Origin of the sequence: Candidatus Vallotiella hemipterorum, assembly GCF_910593725.1 — a bacterium.
Lineage (GTDB): Bacteria > Pseudomonadota > Gammaproteobacteria > Burkholderiales > Burkholderiaceae > Mycetohabitans > Mycetohabitans hemipterorum.
In genome coordinates, this window is the sequence record NZ_OU343031.1 from 906,863 (window position 1) to 923,347 (window position 16,485).

At 44.1% G+C, this 16,485-nt stretch carries 16 protein-coding genes; 7 read left to right on the forward strand and 9 right to left on the reverse strand.

What is annotated here, in order from left to right:
* Window positions 1-3: 3 nt before the first annotated feature.
* The 3 genes from KW136_RS03075 to KW136_RS03085 all read right to left on the reverse strand — a co-directional run bounded on the left by KW136_RS03075 (window position 4) and on the right by KW136_RS03085 (window position 2,661).
* Window positions 4-1,335 carry a homoserine dehydrogenase gene (locus KW136_RS03075; RefSeq protein ID WP_216797071.1) on the reverse strand — a complete coding sequence of 444 codons (1,332 nt, stop codon included), beginning with the start codon at window positions 1,333-1,335 and terminating at the stop codon, window positions 4-6.
* 328 nt (window positions 1,336-1,663) lie between these two features.
* Window positions 1,664-2,260, reverse strand: coding sequence for a pyridoxal phosphate-dependent aminotransferase (locus KW136_RS03080; RefSeq protein WP_216797072.1), 597 nt, complete (start codon window positions 2,258-2,260; stop codon window positions 1,664-1,666).
* Window positions 2,261-2,337: 77 nt separating this feature from the next.
* Window positions 2,338-2,661, reverse strand: coding sequence for a hypothetical protein (locus KW136_RS03085; protein ID WP_216797074.1), 324 nt, complete (start codon window positions 2,659-2,661; stop codon window positions 2,338-2,340).
* Between the two features lie 200 nt (window positions 2,662-2,861).
* Here KW136_RS03085 and KW136_RS03090 point away from each other — a divergent pair, with 200 nt between their 5' ends.
* From KW136_RS03090 to KW136_RS03120, 7 genes are all read left to right on the forward strand, one after another.
* On the forward strand, window positions 2,862-3,275 hold the full coding sequence (locus tag KW136_RS03090) for an Mth938-like domain-containing protein (protein ID WP_246583180.1): 414 nt from the start codon (window positions 2,862-2,864) through the stop codon (window positions 3,273-3,275).
* A gap of 67 nt (window positions 3,276-3,342) precedes the next feature.
* The gene (locus KW136_RS03095) at window positions 3,343-5,085 is read left to right on the forward strand and encodes a glycosyltransferase family 39 protein (RefSeq protein WP_216797075.1); all 1,743 of its coding nucleotides are present in this window, start codon (window positions 3,343-3,345) and stop codon (window positions 5,083-5,085) included.
* Between the two features lie 343 nt (window positions 5,086-5,428).
* Entirely contained in the window at window positions 5,429-6,580 is a 1,152-nt protein-coding gene (locus KW136_RS03100; protein WP_216797077.1) for a DegT/DnrJ/EryC1/StrS family aminotransferase, read from the forward strand.
* Complete coding sequence (locus KW136_RS03105; protein ID WP_216797079.1) at window positions 6,577-7,569, forward strand: glycosyltransferase; 993 nt, start codon at window positions 6,577-6,579, stop codon at window positions 7,567-7,569. Before KW136_RS03100 ends, KW136_RS03105 begins: the two co-directional genes overlap by 4 nt.
* A 47-nt stretch (window positions 7,570-7,616) precedes the next feature.
* Window positions 7,617-8,555, forward strand: a complete 939-nt coding sequence (locus tag KW136_RS03110) for a formyltransferase (protein WP_216797081.1) — start codon at window positions 7,617-7,619, stop codon at window positions 8,553-8,555.
* A gap of 14 nt (window positions 8,556-8,569) precedes the next feature.
* Window positions 8,570-9,616 carry a bifunctional UDP-4-keto-pentose/UDP-xylose synthase gene (locus KW136_RS03115; RefSeq protein WP_216797083.1) on the forward strand — a complete coding sequence of 349 codons (1,047 nt, stop codon included), beginning with the start codon at window positions 8,570-8,572 and terminating at the stop codon, window positions 9,614-9,616.
* Window positions 9,617-9,630: 14 nt separating this feature from the next.
* Entirely contained in the window at window positions 9,631-10,533 is a 903-nt protein-coding gene (locus tag KW136_RS03120; RefSeq protein ID WP_216797084.1) for a polysaccharide deacetylase family protein, read from the forward strand.
* Between the two features lie 691 nt (window positions 10,534-11,224).
* Here KW136_RS03120 and KW136_RS03125 read toward each other — a convergent pair.
* The 6 genes from KW136_RS03125 to rpsF all read right to left on the reverse strand — a co-directional run bounded on the left by KW136_RS03125 (window position 11,225) and on the right by rpsF (window position 15,916).
* A complete protein-coding gene (locus tag KW136_RS03125) occupies window positions 11,225-12,235 on the reverse strand; it encodes an inorganic phosphate transporter (protein ID WP_216797085.1) in 1,011 nt (336 codons plus the stop codon).
* Window positions 12,236-12,247: 12 nt separating this feature from the next.
* Window positions 12,248-12,874: a DUF47 domain-containing protein gene (locus tag KW136_RS03130; RefSeq protein WP_216797086.1), complete on the reverse strand. Its 627-nt coding sequence runs from the start codon at window positions 12,872-12,874 to the stop codon at window positions 12,248-12,250.
* A 143-nt stretch (window positions 12,875-13,017) separates the two neighbouring features.
* A complete protein-coding gene (locus tag KW136_RS03135; protein ID WP_216797087.1) occupies window positions 13,018-14,397 on the reverse strand; it encodes a replicative DNA helicase in 1,380 nt (459 codons plus the stop codon).
* Window positions 14,398-14,528: 131 nt separating this feature from the next.
* Window positions 14,529-14,981: a 50S ribosomal protein L9 gene (rplI, locus tag KW136_RS03140; RefSeq protein WP_216797088.1), complete on the reverse strand. Its 453-nt coding sequence runs from the start codon at window positions 14,979-14,981 to the stop codon at window positions 14,529-14,531.
* Between the two features lie 28 nt (window positions 14,982-15,009).
* Window positions 15,010-15,285, reverse strand: coding sequence for a 30S ribosomal protein S18 (rpsR, locus tag KW136_RS03145; RefSeq protein WP_216797089.1), 276 nt, complete (start codon window positions 15,283-15,285; stop codon window positions 15,010-15,012).
* Between the two features lie 253 nt (window positions 15,286-15,538).
* A complete protein-coding gene (rpsF, locus tag KW136_RS03150) occupies window positions 15,539-15,916 on the reverse strand; it encodes a 30S ribosomal protein S6 (protein ID WP_216797090.1) in 378 nt (125 codons plus the stop codon).
* Window positions 15,917-16,485: the final 569 nt, after the last annotated feature.

A 16,485-nucleotide genomic window follows, 5' to 3' on the forward strand; every position in this document is an offset into this window, starting at 1 on the left:
GCGTTAGTTTAATGCTTCCATACGAAGCCGGGTCACGCTCGATCGTACTGTGGATAACGCTTCGATGCGAGAAATCACCAAATTGATATTTTTCTCCAGAGTCTCGCGCGTGATTAAAATAATAATTGTTTCACTTACCCGGCCTTCATCAAAGAACTCCGATTTTTTTTGTAGTAGCGTATCAATTGATACACCTAAGGTGGCAAGAATGCGTGTAATATCCGAAAGCACGCCTATTTGGTTTGCAACACGAAGTCGCAAGTAGTAGCTGCTAGTTACTTCGTCAATTGGCAGGATTGGCGTACTTTCTAATCGGTCTGGTTGAAATGCTAGGTGTGGTACTCGATTACTAGGGTTTACCATGCATAGCCGAGTAATATCAACTAAATCAGCAATTACGGCCGACGCCGTTGGCTCTGCACCCGCCCCTTGTCCGTAGTACAGTGTTGCCCCAACTGCATCGCCATAGACAAGGACCGCGTTCATTGCACCTTCTACGTTCGCAATTAGACGCTTAACTGGAATCAGCGTTGGATGAACCCTCAACTCAATTCCCCGGGTAGTTCGTCGCACAATTCCAAGCAACTTAATTCGATAGCCCAGTTCCTCCGCATAACGAATATCTATTGCATGCAATTGAGTGATTCCCTCGACATAGGCACGTTCAAACTGAACTGGAACTCCAAATGCAATAGCTGCCATAATTGTAGCTTTATGTGCGGCATCAATCCCCTCGATATCGAATGCCGGATCCGCCTCCGCGTAGCCAAGCCGTTGAGCGTCAGCCAGTGCTGTTGCAAAATCTAATCCGCGCTCGCACATCTCAGACAAGATAAAGTTTGTAGTACCATTAATGATGCCAGCTATATACTGGATACGGTTCGCTGTCAAGCTCTCACGCAACACTTTAATGATCGGGATGCCCCCCGCCACCGCAGCTTCAAAGGCAACTATTACACCCTTAGATCGGGCTGCTTCGAATATTTCAGTTCCATGTATCGCGAGCAGTGCCTTGTTAGCTGTTACGATATGCTTGCCACTATAGATCGCCCGTAATACTAATTCCCGGGCGATATCAGTACCACCAATCATTTCCGCAATAATCTCTAGAGATGGATTATCAACTACTGCAGTAAAGTCTGATGTCAGCTCTACTGTATCAGGCAAATCAATTAATACCTGCCTCGCTTTAACAGGGTTACGCACTGCAATTTGAGTAATTTTGATTCCACGGCCAGCCCGCCGGCTAATTTCTTCCTGGTTTCGGTGCAACACATTAAACGTGCCGCTACCGACCGTGCCAAAGCCCAACAATCCTACTTTGATCGGTTCCATGATCCCGCGTGTGTATGTCATAAAAAGGGCAACGCGCTCGTACGCACTTCACGCGCTTGTACGCCTGCAGTAGCTGTCCAGAAACCCTGCACTACGGCTCAGCGAATTGCTCGGGTCATGGACGTTAGGTAAAAAATTCGAGTCGACAGTAGTCTGGGATCTATCTAGTTGAATTCAGTGCCTTAAACCAGTAAACACTTGCCCCCCTATAGTAGGAGTTTCAGAATAAATTCCCAGTTATTGCATACTAGATAGGTATCTAGATTTAGTTTTTAAAAACATGTGTAGGGCTAGATTTTAGTTAATAAGCGACATACCTAGAACCGCTCTAAGGTGAGCTTGCGCTAGTTATATAGTAGCCCCCCCCCGATCGGATCAAATCATTAATACCTCGGTAGCCGCCTAAGGCGGTCTGAGTTGCATATTGTTCCAGAACATTCTCGTGTAGTCTTGGCGACGCACGAATGATGGCATGCCCTCTATTACTAGACCACGCCATCCAGCCTGCCTGGTAGCCGCAAGACTTATAATTTTTAAACAAGCTATAAAGGATGTCTATGATTTGGTCTTTTAGCAACGCGTCGGCTGCTGTATGGATACCTCCGTCGTAGATAATCTTGTCGTAGATATTATCCGAGCATGCGGCTAGCTGGTGTTGTTGACGTGCGGGCTCGGGTATCGGTGGTAGGGGGTCATCCGAGTGCTGTAACCTAGTCAGGTGGTTAGAATTAGAGATTATCAAAAATCGTGTACTTAGCGAGATCTGCGTCTTCATACCATCCATATCTAGTAGCCAGCCACTATATTCATCATACGGGTAGCGATCCCTGCCACCCGATATACTGACCAGTACGATCCACAACGGGCATCTAAGTCCTAGCCATAGAACGCTATCACTATTATTTAGCTGGCCCTGCATCGCCATTACAATTTACTCCGACACGTCATGACTAATCTAATAAAAACATCTTTAACACCGGTCATGCTTTTTGCTGTCTACGTTCATGATAGGTTTTCGCACCGAGAATATAAACTTTTATCTGAATCATTTGATAATTCTAGTGGGTTTCTAACCATGTCAGTGACAATCTTGTCTGGTGTAAGCTGATTACCAATGTCTAGTTTAATAACCTGATATTCCTCTTTTTTAGGGTGCTTAACCTTGTTTAAAGGAGACTTACGTATGTCATAACAGATATTTGCTGGCTTCTTTGATTTTATGATGTGCCTCACAGCCAACGCCTCGGTCAAGCAGATCGAGATTACGTTGAAACGCAAGTATTTACCGGGTGTGTCCGGTGCCTGCTCAGGGACGGACACAAGCATAACCCTAGCGGGCTTAGCAGGCTGTAATATGTAATCCTAGCGGATTTTGGCGCAGCCCGAAATGCCGTAACCCGTACCACGTACCACGGAACTTGCCTAGTTCGAGCAAGTCTCTTTTATTATCTCATAATTCGCACTAATCGTCTTGTTTGCTATATGTAGCAAACAACTTTAAACATTACACACATATAAACATTACATTGAAATTACACTTAGATTCCACTAGCGGCATGAATACTGTGACTGGTTACGGCGATAACTATGTTGATGTGAATCGACAACGCTACGATCATAGCATTTTCATCTTCCCTCAAAAGCCGGTTATGCCGTGGCCAGTATCTTCATTCGATATGCTTACGCCGGAGAATTTTGATATGCTCGTTACATTTTCTGGCGAATGTAGAATTGAAGTTGTGATTTTCGGAACTAGCGCACGGCCTCGCTTTGTGCATCCGAGAATGACCGGTACTCTAGCATTCCATCATATCGGTATAGAGTCCATGAGTTTCCATGCTGCGTGTCGCACCTACAATATCCTTGTGATAGAGGAGCGTAAGGTCGCTCTTGCGCTGCTAATCGAAAAACCATTAGTCGGTCACTCGACCACGCCATAATACTTGATTAGCAAATGTACTTAAATGCACTCTTACTATTACGCAATACACCGAACATGGATGATTAATGCAAGACTTTCTTGCCCCGATTCGGCCGATGGTGCCATTGATAACTGTTCCACGCAGAAGCGAGGACAATATACCATCATGCTCATTCACGCCTCCACCGACAGTACTCATACAGTTTATATTGATATTCTCTCTTATATGGTTCCTGCAATTAAACTGGCGCCATCTAATCCCGAGCGACGAGGGACGATACGCAGAAATGGCGCGAGAGATGCTTGTCACTGGCGATTGGATCACGCCCCGTTACAATGGCTATAAATACTTTGAGAAGCCACCGTTGCAAACCTGGTTTAACGCCGTGACGTTCGCTTTATTCGGCGTAGGCGATTGGCAAGCGAGATTTTACACGGCGCTATGTGGTTTTGCTGGCATCTTATTAGTAGGATACACTGGCCTACGAGTTCTTAATCAGTCTGCCGGTCTGATGGCGGCACTGGTGCTGGCTTCATCGCCATATTGGAATCTAATTAGCCACCTGAACGTACTCGATACAGGCCTAGCATTTTGGATGGAATTGACACTGTGCTCATTACTTTTAGCACAACGGGTAGACTTACCGGAGCACCTAAGACGTAGATGGATGTGGCTGTGCTGGGCCTCTATGGCGCTAGCAGTTTTATCTAAGGGTTTAATTGGGCTGATCCTACCGGGTGCATCGCTGGTAATTTACACTGTAGTGGCTCGCGATTGGGCGGTCTGGAAACGACTTCACTCGGTTAGCGGTGCTCTGATATTTTTAGGAATTGTGCTGCCATGGTTTGTCCTAGTGCAACTTAAAAATCCAGAGTTCTTTTATTATTTTTTTATTATCCAGCAGTTCGAGCGCTACCTGACACCAGCACAAAACCGACCCGGGCCATTCTATTATTTTGTAGGTGTGATGCTGGTTGGTTTCTTACCTTGGGCTTCAGTTGCAGCACAGAGCATACGCCAAGGATGGCGCATACCACATCAACAAAACGGCTTCGCGCCAGTTATATTATTACTAGTATGGTCTATATTCATTTTTCTATTTTTTAGCGCATCTCATTCAAAGCTCACTTCCTATACGTTACCCGTGGCGCCGGCGCTAGCCTTGGTAATCGGCCTATACTTACCAAGAGTTACCCGTGAGCAATGGCAGCGGCACTTACTTGGCTATATGTTATTTTTAACGATAGCCTCTATAGTGGCGTACTTAGCGTTAGTGAATCGCGGGGACGTTCAGACACCTAATGCACTGTATCTCGAATTCGTTATCTGGGTCGAGATTGCTATTGGCGTTAGCTTTGCCCTAACGCTTATAGCCTTATGGCTTCTACGCCTACGTACGGATCCAGCTATGAGCATAGTTGTGTTCGGAATTGGCTGGTTCCTGCTCGGCGCTATTGGAGGTAATGGCCACGAGGTATTCGGACGACAAAGCAGTGGTGCCTTACTTGCACCAGCGATCCAGGCCGAGCTAGCGAAGCTTCCACCTGACACGCCATTCTACTCAGTGAATATGCTCGACCATACACTTCCATTTTATGTCCGTCACGTGACTATCATGGTCCAGAATGCTGATGAGCTACAGTTTGGCGCAATGCTTGAGAAAACTAAGTGGATTCCAACAATTAATCAGTGGCGCGCACAGTGGCGAGGGCCGGGGGCAGCACTAGCACTATTACCATCAATACTGTATGGTCAGCTGGCCTCGGCCGGCATGCCTATGAAAGTAATTGCATGCGATGCCCGCCGCGTTATCGTCACTAAACCTTGACTGTACAACGTACTTCCAGGTATGGATCTAGTTTCTACTGCGCACCTTTTCCCAGAATGATCTTCAACATTAGTGAACAGTTACTGATTATGAATAGATTTTCGTGCTATATCATTGGTGTCATGCCTTAGATCTTCTGGATTTCGTGCATGAATATGTTCATTACTCATCTAATATTGTCGCTTGTCTATGCAGTTAATGCGGGTAGAGTATCCTAGATGTTTATCTAATGACGCTATTTTAGCAGGGTATCTTGCTAGCATTAGCCGCACTCCGATCGGCCTGGTTGTTCTAGTATGCAGTTAGGTATCCAGCTTTTTCAGAGAACCGGAGCAGACGAACCATGAGCACAACTTCCTTGCCTTTTTTGCCGTTTGTTCGACCTTACGTCGACGAGGAAACAATTGCTGGCGTCATTAATGTACTGCGTAGTGGCTGGATTACTACTGGCCCGCAAAATGCCCGCTTCGAAGCTGCGCTGTCCGAGTACTGCGGCCACCGGCCAGTGCGAGCTTTTAATTCAGGCACCTGCACAATAGAGATTGCGCTGCGCATTGCTGGTATTGGACCTGGAGACGAAGTGATAACCACACCGCTATCATGGGTATCTTCCAGCAATATGATCTGCGAAGTTGGCGCAACTCCAGTATTCGTTGATATTAACCCGGTTACTAGAAATCTAGATCTAGATAAACTCGAGTCAGCTATCACGTCTCGCTCTCGCGCTATTATACCAGTGTATTTAGCTGGGATGCCGATGGATCTAGATCGGCTTTATGCACTTGCGCGTACCTATCAGTTACGCTTGATCGAGGACGCCGCCCAGGCGCTCGGCTCAAGCTGGAACGGCCAGCGCGTTGGCGAACGTGGCGACTTCGTATCATTTAGCTTCCATGCAAATAAGAATATTACATCGATCGAGGGTGGTGCGCTGATAATGAATCATGATCATGAAGCGCAGCTCGCTCAAAAGTACCGTCTTCAGGGTATAACTCGAACTGGTTTCGATGGAATGGAATGCGACCTACTCGGAGGTAAGTACAATTTAACAGATGTTGCTGCGCGCGTCGGGTTGGGCTCGCTCGCTCGGCTAGATGAAATTACAGCACAGAGGCGTAAGCTAGCGCGCGCATATTTTACGTATTTCTCAGGCGGCGCGGCTATAGCAGGTGGTATTGAGTTGCCTCCTAAAGATTTTATAAATTCCAACTGGCATATGTTTCAGATCGTTCTGCCATTAGAGCGGATTAGGATAAAACGCGCTAATTTCATGGCGCAGATGAAAGAGCGTGGTATCGGAACCGGCGTGCACTATCTACCTATTCATCTGTTTAAACTATACCAGGAACGCGGCTTCAAGCTGGGTATGTTTCCACATGCGGAACGTATTGGGCGAGCTATAGTAACGCTTCCGCTATTCCCTCAAATGACAATAGATGATGTATCGCGTGTTGTTCAGGCTGTTAATGAGATTATTCACCATCACCAACAATGAATAAGCCAGAGCTGTCCGTTGCGATCCCCGTCTATAACGAGGAAGCGGGTCTAATAGAGCTGTTCTCTCGGCTCTATCCAGCACTTGACGCGCTAGAATTGACCTATGAAGTAATATTTATCAACGATGGTAGCTATGATCGTTCAGCTGAGATGCTCGAAGAGCAGTATTATATCCGTCCGGATACTACTCGTATTGTACTGCTGAATGGTAATTACGGGCAACATATGGCTATTCTCGCCGGATTTGAACAGTCTCGCGGAAACATTGTAATTACACTCGATGCTGACCTGCAGAATCCACCAGAGGAAATTGGTAAATTAGTGACAAAGATGCGGGAGAACCACGATTACGTTGGGACAATTCGTTTACATCGGCACGATAGCCTATTTCGACGCAAAGCGTCCGCCGCTATGAACCGGATTCGTGAACGCATAACACATATCCGGATGGGTGATCAAGGTTGCATGCTACGAGCATATAGCCGCCGTATCATTGACACGATTAACCTGTGTGGCGAGGTTGATACATTTATCCCTGCCTTAGCCTATACCCTCGCATACAATCCAATCGAGATTGAGGTATTGCATGAGGAGCGTTTCGCTGGAGAATCAAAGTATTCACTGTATGGCTTAATCCGATTAAACTTTAATTTGATCACTGGCTTCTCATTGGTACCGCTACAATGGCTATCGTTTATTGGCGTAATCCTATCCAGTGGATCCGCTATACTATTTATGCTGCTGCTAGTTCGCCGATTTATCATCGGTGCAGAGGTCCATGTCGTATTCACGCTGTTCGCAATTACATTCTTCCTGCTTGGCATAATTATTTTCTCACTCGGCTTACTCGGTGAATATATCGGTCGAATCTACCAGCAAGTGCGTGCTCGCCCACGCTATTTAGTTCGGGCGGTGATACAGAAATACGAAAGCAACGTATCAGCATATACAGCTAGAACCGACTGTGTAGCACCGCAGTTAGACTAACATATCGTACGTGGTCGGCAAGCAAACGGCCCATAGAAATATTGTCGATGAACGCCCGAGCCGTTGTTTTTGCCTATCACAATATCGGTGTCCGCTGTCTACACGTCTTGCTTGCACGCGACGTAGACGTCGCGCTTGTCATTACTCACCAAGATAATCCGAAGGAGAGTATCTGGTTTGAAAGCGTAGCGGCAGTCGCGGCCGACTATGGATTGCCGACGATTACGCTCGCCCATCCGCCTGAACAGGAGTTAATCGAAATTATACGAGTAGCACAACCGGATTTTTTGTTTTCGTTTTACTATCGACATATGCTGCCAGCTGAATTGCTCTCGTTAGCACCTCGGGGTGCATTTAATTTACATGGCTCGCTCTTGCCGAAGTACCGCGGTCGCGCGCCGACAAACTGGGCTGTACTTAACGGCGAAACTGAGACCGGCTCCACTCTGCACGAGATGACCGCTAAGCCAGACGCTGGGGCGATTGTTGCGCAGACACTAGTTCCAATTCTGCCAGATGATACCGCGTACCAGGTATTTAATAAAGTAACACTGTCAGCTGAACAGACACTGTGGCAGGCGTTACCAGCCCTACTCGCTAATAACGCTCCGCGCATGTTAAATGATCTATCTCTAGGTAGCTATTTTGGGAAGCGCAAGCCTGAAGATGGACGCATCGATTGGAGCCTGCCCGCACAACAAGTTTACAATCTAGTGCGCGCAGTAGCACCTCCATATCCAGGTGCGTTTACCGATATCCGTAGTGAACGTTTCATCGTTGCTTTAGCCCGGCTTATGCGACATGATAGAGATAGTACTATTCCACTTCCAATCGGCTTACAAGTTTTTAATAATATGATATTAGGTGTATGCGGCGACGGTCGAGCCCTGGCTATCCGAGAACTGCGCCATATCTACCAAGATGCCGTAAATCTTACTCCTGTCGAGCGAGTAATCGATGCGTCAATGTTTTTACGCCTTATTTAATCCTAATTGAATTTATGAAAAAGGTATTAATTTTAGGCATCAACGGCTTTATCGGCCATCATTTATCCAAGCGTATCCTCGAAACTACTGACTGGGAAGTTTACGGGATAGACATAAAAATGGATCGTTTAAGCGGACTAATACATCATCGACGAATGCACTTCTTCGAAGGTGATATTACGATTAACAAGGAATGGATCGAGTATCACATTAGAAAATGTGGAGTAATCTTACCATTGGTCGCAATCGCTACTCCGGCTACTTATGTAAAGCATCCGCTGCGCGTTTTCGAGCTTGATTTTGAGGCAAACATACCGATTGTTCGCTTAGCAGTCAAATATTGTAAACACCTAGTTTTTCCATCTACTTCCGAAGTGTATGGTATGTGCGTCGACAGCGAGTTCGATCCAGAAACCTCACCGTTAATTTATGGACCAATCAATAAACCACGCTGGATTTACGCATGCTTAAAGCAGTTGATGGATCGCGTGATTTGGGGCTACGGCATGGAAGGTCTAAATTTCACGCTATTTCGCCCCTTTAACTGGATAGGATCGGGACTGGATACAATCTTCTCCTCAGAGAAAGGCGCATCGCGCGTAGTTATACAATTCCTTAGCCATATCATACGAGGCGAAAATATTTATTTAGTCGATGGAGGCTCGCAAAAACGTACATTCACCGACATTGATGATGGCATTTCGGCACTAGTGCGGATCATCGAGAATCCGGTTGGTATAGCTAGCAGAAAAATTTATAACATAGGAAATCCAGATAATAATTTCTCGATATTTGAGCTGGCTAACAAAATGCTAGCGCTAGCAGCCGAGTACCCTGAGTATGCGCATGCTGCAAAAAAAGTAAAACTAATAAAAACTACATCTAATGATTATTACGGTAATGGTTACCAGGACATGCGGAACCGTATGCCGAAGATCAATAATACAAAGCAAAATTTGGGCTGGTCTCCAACGCTATCAATAGATGACTCACTACGTAAAATTTTTAATGCATACCGCTCACAGGCTACCAAAATACGCGAACCAATCAACCCAGAGTAAGGTACGCATATATAATGGCTTTTCTTGTACTTAAGATCGACGTCGATACGCTGGAAGGCACTTATAAAGGCGTTCCAAACCTTGTGCAGATTCTACGAAAAGCTGGCGCTGGAGCTACGTTTTTGTTTAGTTTAGGCCCAGATCATACTGGCTGGGCATTACGCCGAGTATTTCAGCGTGGATTCTTGAAAAAAGTTTCATATACGTCAGTTCTAAAACACTACGGCATTAAAACACTCTCTTACGGCATATTACTTCCTGGACCAGATATCGGCGCGCATGCGGCATCGCAGATGTGCGCCGCTCGCGATTCCGGCTTTGAGGTAGGCATTCATGCGTGGGACCACGTGTACTGGCAGGATAATGTTCGTACACGTGAGCGTAGATGGACCATTGCTCAAATGGAGAAAAGCTACTCTCGCTTTGTCGATATATTTGGCGAGGAGCCTCGCACCCATGGGGCAGCAGGTTGGAAGATGAATGAGTGTGCATTTTATCAACTTGATGCGTGGAAAATTCGATATGCATCTGACGGCCGTGGGCATAGCCCATACCGACTTATACTAAACGGCTTACCACTTAATCACGTGCAACTTCCAACAACCTTACCAACATTAGATGAAGCGCTCCAGCTTAACGGATTACACACTCACAATATCGTTAATTATCTTTTATCACTAACACAAGACGACAGGGTCGACAATGTCTTTACACTACATGCGGAATTAGAGGGACGGAAGTTCGCCCCTATACTAGAACAGCTACTAGCGGGCTGGCGTGCACAGGGGCATATATTAGTATCAATGGCTGATTATTATACGACTCTAAACCTAGGGTTACTACCATCACACCCCATCGAATGGGGCAAGGTATCAGGACGAGTTGGCCGGTTAATTATTCAGCCCACTAAATGTTGAGGAGTATAGAAAATGCCTATTCTTTACTCTTAAAGGCAATACAATATACCCCCATAGCGATAGGTTTATTTTACTTATGTAAAAGCATCTAAGCTATAAAAAATTTTTAATAAGCAGCAACTGTATAACTACTATGTATGTGCTTTTTCTACTATATTTTTACTGCTAGTGATATAACCCGAGAACGCGCTTCATTTTTATGCTTAATATAGGCAAGTTTTAGTAGAAAGAAGAGGTGTACGATTCGATTAATTCGTGACTACTGCTAGTTTAAGCTTAAAAAGACCCATCTGCGCTGCTCTAGCACTAAGTTAGTGGATTCCTCTAAAATATTAGAACTATAAGAGAGAAATAATAGGGTTTGCTATAAAATATAAGAACATACTTAGCACTGCTAAGGTTTTTATTTATTATATAAGCAATAATAGTACTTCTATACTACTAAAAAGTAAACGTATAAATAGAGAACTAATAATCAGGTTCTTAAGAAACCAATTAAATCCTTAGTATCTTTAATGATTATGGGTGGCTCCAGTAGTGGGGGGTGCTTTAATAATACTTAGTATATTAATTATATTTCTACTAAAGTAGAAATATAATATGTTCTATAGAAAAATTGCGTTGCATAGGAATTAACTTACTCGAAAGTTAAAGTTATCAAAATTTACTAAAGCAAATAAATTATATACTTTTATAGTAGATGTTTACCTAGCCACCAGCCGGCTGAGGAGAGTGCCGCAGACGCTGGAATCGTCAGAATCCAAGCCCATATAATATTGCTGGCGATACCCCAGCGTACGGCCGAGAGTTTCTGCGTCGCCCCAACACCAAAAATCGCGCCAGTGATTGTATGCGTCGTTGAGACTGGAATACCAAGCCATGACGCTATAAATAATATAATTGCACCACCAGTTTCTGCGCAGAATCCACCCACCGGTTTAAGACGTGTAATGCGCTGTCCCATTGTGCGTACAATCCGCCAGCCGCCAAACAACGTTCCTAATCCTATTGACATATAACAACCAGCAATTACCCATGCTGGTGGAGCAGAATCAGTAGGGGATGATGCTCCTGTCGCTGTTAGCAGCATCCAAATAATGCCAATCGTCTTTTGTGCATCGTTACCCCCGTGTCCTAGGCTATATAGCGATGCAGACACAAGTTGAAACCGTCGAAAATAGCGATCAACGCGGCTGGGCCGTGTCCGGAAGAAAATCCAGGAGACAAGTAGCATAAAGAGCGACCCCAATACAAAACCAAGTAAAGGAGATAAGAAGATACATGAAATTATCTTTATCAATCCATCTACATTTAAAGCATCCCACCCTGATTTAGCAATTGCTGAACCCACCAAACCTCCGATTAGGGCATGCGAGGAACTAGATGGGATCCCGTAATACCAAGTTATGATGTTCCAGACCATCGCCCCAACCAGCGCTCCGAACACTACATAGTGATCTATAATGCTGGGGTCGATTGTGCCTTTGCCGACGGCGGCCGCTACTTTTAAATGAAATATAAAGTATGCAACGATATTAAAGCTAGCAGCAAACGCTACAGCCTGGTGAGGCTTGAGCACACCTGTCGATACGACGGTTGCGATTGAGTTTGCAGCGTCATGGAAGCCATTCATAAAATCAAATATTAACGCGATAGAAACTAGTAGCGTTACTACCCATACAGTAAGTTGAATCGAATGCATCAGCCGCTCCGTCTATGCATTTTCGAGCACAATGCCTGCAATAATATTCGCGACATCCTCGCACTTATCTGTTACCGCCTCAAGCAACTCAAAAATTGCCTTTAGCTTAATCAATGTTTTAACGTTATCCTCCTCACGAAATAGCTTAGACATCGCCGATCTTAATAATCGATCCGCATCAGACTCGCAACGATCAATCTCTTCGCAGGCTTTTAAGATCATACTGGCACGTTTCATATCGTGCAGCATAGCCACTGCTGTTTGTACGCGCTCGCAGGTGAGCCGGCAGACACGTGCAAGTTCATTTGCTTCGGAGGTAACCACTCGCACATCATATAGCGACACCGTAGTAGCAACATCCTCGATCAAATCAAGAATGTCATCCATTGTTGTGATTAGCTTATGAATCTCGTCGCGGTCTAGTGGAGTGATAAAGGTTTTATGTAGCAAATCAATACATTCGTGCGTGAGCTTATCGGCACGTTTTTCATTAGCTTGCACGTTTTTTTTATGAAACTCCGCATTAGGTAAGTCTTCAATTAACCGCTCAAGTTCGCGACTAGCATCGACCACGCATTTCGCGTGAGCATTAAATATTTCGAAGAATTTGCCTTCAGTAGGCATAAAGCGTCCGAACATGAATCCCTCGGAAGTAATAGGCTCTAATACAAGAGTGCAATATTATATCTAAATGTTGCCAGACAGCCTGATACACGTTCTAACAAATAGAATAGCAAGCTTAATTAACTAGCTATATTAATAATTAAAGCTATAAAGCTTAGTTATTTTCTGTCTAAAAACGATGATGCGCTAGCAAAATTATCAAATTTTGTATGCGGTCCTAAAAACGTTAAACGAATAGGTCCGATCGGCCCATTTCGCTGCTTGCCAATAATAATCTCAGCTATTCCTCTATCAAGACTATCCGGGTTATAGACCTCATCACGATAAATAAATAAGATTACATCTGCATCTTGTTCAATTGCACCAGACTCGCGCAGATCAGACATAACCGGCCGCTTATTCGGCCGCTGCTCTAGGCCTCGATTGAGCTGAGAGAGTGCAATGATCGGCACATCTAGTTCTTTAGCCAAGCCTTTAAGGGAGCGTGAAATCTCAGAGATCTCTGTTGCACGGTTTTCGCCTGATGATGAGCCAGTCATTAGCTGAAGATAATCAACAACAATTAAGCCTAGCTTTCCGCACTGACGCGCTAGTCTTCGTGCTCGTGAACGTAATTCTATAGGATTAAGCCCTCCGGTTTCATCAATAAAAATCTGCGCTTCGCTCATCTTATGCACTGCATGCGTAAGCTTGGGCCAATCCTCATCAGTCAGCCGTCCGGTACGCATCCGGTGTTGATCAAGCCGACCAATTGAACCAAGCATCCGCATTACAAGTTGTGTTCCAGGCATTTCCATCGAAAATACCGCAACTGGCAGACCATACTCTACCGCAACATATTCACCAACATTCATCGAAAATGCGGTTTTGCCCATTGATGGCCGTCCCGCAACAATAATTAATTCGCCACCATGCATCCCCGAAGTCATTCGGTCTAAGTCAATAAAGCCGGTTGGTGTACCTGTCACATCGCTTGGATTTTCCGCGTGGTATAGAGCATCAATTCTCTCAACCACTTGTGTTAATAGTGGTCCAATTTCGAGAAAGCCTTGTGTGCCACGCCGACCTTCTTCTGAGATCGAGAAGATTTTTGCCTCGGCTTGGTCGAGAAGCTGCCGGACCTCTTTGCCCTGTGGATTAAATGCATCACTAGCAATTTCATCAGCAACAGTTACTAGTTTGCGTAATATAGCTCGATTTCGAACAATCTCGGCATACCGTCTGATATTCGCTGCGCTTGGCGTATTTTGCGCAAGCGCATTTAAATAGGCAAGACCGCCAATACAATCCGCTTTGCCTGCGATAGAGAGTGACTCAAATACCGTAATTACATCTGCTGGTCGAGACGTGATAATTAGCTTTCCAATGTACTCGTAAATAAGTCGGTGATTAAAGCGATAAAAATCCTGATAGTCTAGAACATCCGTAATCCGATCCCATGCAGCATTATCAAGAAGTAAACCGCCAAGCACTGACTGCTCAGCCTCGATCGAATGGGGAGGAACTTTTAGTGATTCAAGTTGTGGATCGTTATTCAAAGCGTTTTTGAGCGTTTATAGAAACCAATTATCAGTAATTTCGCTATTCACGCAATGGTATGCAATAAAAAAGCAGGATCTAGGTAACCCTGATCCTGCTTATACACGATCACCGAAAGCGCGCGGCAATATTACTCCTGGGCGCTTAGCACCGATACTGTTATATCTGTGACTACATCAGTATGTAATACTATCTGTAATAGATGATCACCAATAGTTTTTATGGGACCTTTTGATAGCCGAACCTGCGCCTTCTCGATAGAAAAGCCTTGCCGCTTAAGTTCAGTAGAGATATCTTGATTCGTAACCGAGCCGAACAAACGGCCATCGACGCCTGACTTTTGCACAACCTGTAGTGTTAGGCTTTTTAACTTATCGCTTTGTTCTTGTGCTGCGATTAGTTTACCAGCCGCTATTTTTTCGAGTTGCGCACGCTTCACCTCGAACTCAGAAATTGCATCTTTTGTCGCATGACGGGCCTTACGACATGGAATTAAGAAGTTACGTGCATAGCCGTCCTTAACTTTAACAATATCACCTAGATTGCCAAGTTTGACGATTTTTTCTAACAGAATAATTTGCATTTACCCCCCCCTTTTTTAGGACACTGGATTAGGCCTTATGCAGATCTGTATACGGCATTAGCGCAAGAAAGCGTGCTCGCTTGATTGCCGTATTAAGCTGTCGCTGGTAGTGGGCTTTTGTACCAGTGAGCCGAGCTGGTGTGATTTTACCATTTTCGCTCACAAAATCTTTTAACGTCTCTATATCTTTATAATCGATATATTTAACGCTAGCGGCAGTAAAGCGGCAGAACTTTTTACGCTTGAAAAGCGGATTTTGTTGTTGGCGACGTTTATCGAATTTTTTACTAGTAGGACGAGCCATAATTAGTCTTTTTTATATCTAATAATGCTATAATATAGAATGATGCTATTTTTTTATTATAGTGTTTTAGTGCCAAAAAACCTTCAATACATATATGCTATGTAATTTTGCTGCTGATTTCACTGGGTTAGCTGGAAACTAACGCGCTAAAATTTGTAGCCTGATACAGCTACCTAAATCAGATGCAAGCTATAGTACCCAACTGACATCTAAATGCTATACGGTTTAATATATACGTAATAGCCTTGAATATTTATGTCTGACCTTCTGGGGCTTGTTGCTGAACGGCTGCTTTTTTTGCATCTTCTCGCTGTACTTCTTTCATCATTGGTGATGGATTAGTCTCGGCTTTTTTCATCTTAACAATAAGATAGCGCAAAACTGCGTCATTAAATTTAAAAGCCTGCTCTAACTCGTTTAGCGTAACCTTATCACATTCAATATTTATACAAGCGTAGTGTGCTTTTGCGAGTTTTTCGATCATGTATGCCAACTGGCGGCGACCCCAATCCTCGACACGGTGAATATAATTACCACGACTAATAATCATTGATTTATACTTTTCAATCATTGCAGACACTTGCTTGCTTTGATCGGGATGTACTATAAATGTAATTTCATAGTGACGCATGGACACTCCTTATGGATAATAAGCCACTCGCGCGTCAAATCGATATAGCAAGGGATAAGATATATATTATACCTTTATTGCTTAAGTATGGGCAACTAGCTTGTATATTTTTACCGGGCCTTTAATTCGTTGTGGTTATTTAACTGCATTTATGATAAATGTAAATCTCTATTTAGATACTGGGCTCAATAAACAATCTAGGGTATAGCTAAAATAGTTAAATAACCCATTGGTCCGTGACATTGGCTCTAAATATTTTAACTAGCCCCGAATTTCCAAGGCTTGCTAACAGCTTATATCCACTCAGCTAGACGGCGTAATCGTAACGTGTTTAGTTAATAATTTCCATGCTCATTTAATGAATATTAATTAATAACATTAAGTCTCTATTAAAATTCAGGCATTTAACGCTTGACCTTCAAATATTTATTCAATGAATTTAAGTTAAATTATTTATTTAGATAAAATTTAGGATATAATAACCATTATCCAGTAGTTTACTGTAAAAAAGTGACTCTATTACATTATATAATACCCTAATTTAAGGTATGTTCCGGTCGAATAGGATA

Bases quoted from the DNA above. Each gene is read 5' to 3' on its own strand.
- rpsR (WP_216797089.1), bottom strand. From the start codon at position 15,285: ATGGCTCGTCCTACTAGTAAAAAATTCGATAAACGTCGCCAACAACAA.
- KW136_RS03130 (WP_216797086.1), bottom strand. From the start codon at position 12,874: ATGTTCGGACGCTTTATGCCTACTGAAGGCAAATTCTTCGAAATATTT.
- rplI (WP_216797088.1), bottom strand. From the start codon at position 14,981: ATGCAAATTATTCTGTTAGAAAAAATCGTCAAACTTGGCAATCTAGGT.
- KW136_RS03115 (WP_216797083.1), top strand. From the start codon at position 8,570: ATGAAAAAGGTATTAATTTTAGGCATCAACGGCTTTATCGGCCATCAT.
- KW136_RS03080 (WP_216797072.1), bottom strand. From the start codon at position 2,260: ATGGCGATGCAGGGCCAGCTAAATAATAGTGATAGCGTTCTATGGCTA.
- rpsF (WP_216797090.1), bottom strand. From the start codon at position 15,916: ATGCGTCACTATGAAATTACATTTATAGTACATCCCGATCAAAGCAAG.
- KW136_RS03120 (WP_216797084.1), top strand. From the start codon at position 9,631: ATGGCTTTTCTTGTACTTAAGATCGACGTCGATACGCTGGAAGGCACT.
- KW136_RS03110 (WP_216797081.1), top strand. From the start codon at position 7,617: ATGAACGCCCGAGCCGTTGTTTTTGCCTATCACAATATCGGTGTCCGC.
- KW136_RS03095 (WP_216797075.1), top strand. From the start codon at position 3,343: ATGCAAGACTTTCTTGCCCCGATTCGGCCGATGGTGCCATTGATAACT.
- KW136_RS03100 (WP_216797077.1), top strand. From the start codon at position 5,429: ATGAGCACAACTTCCTTGCCTTTTTTGCCGTTTGTTCGACCTTACGTC.
- KW136_RS03075 (WP_216797071.1), bottom strand. From the start codon at position 1,335: ATGGAACCGATCAAAGTAGGATTGTTGGGCTTTGGCACGGTCGGTAGC.
- KW136_RS03105 (WP_216797079.1), top strand. From the start codon at position 6,577: ATGAATAAGCCAGAGCTGTCCGTTGCGATCCCCGTCTATAACGAGGAA.
- KW136_RS03085 (WP_216797074.1), bottom strand. From the start codon at position 2,661: ATGCTTGTGTCCGTCCCTGAGCAGGCACCGGACACACCCGGTAAATAC.
- KW136_RS03125 (WP_216797085.1), bottom strand. From the start codon at position 12,235: ATGCATTCGATTCAACTTACTGTATGGGTAGTAACGCTACTAGTTTCT.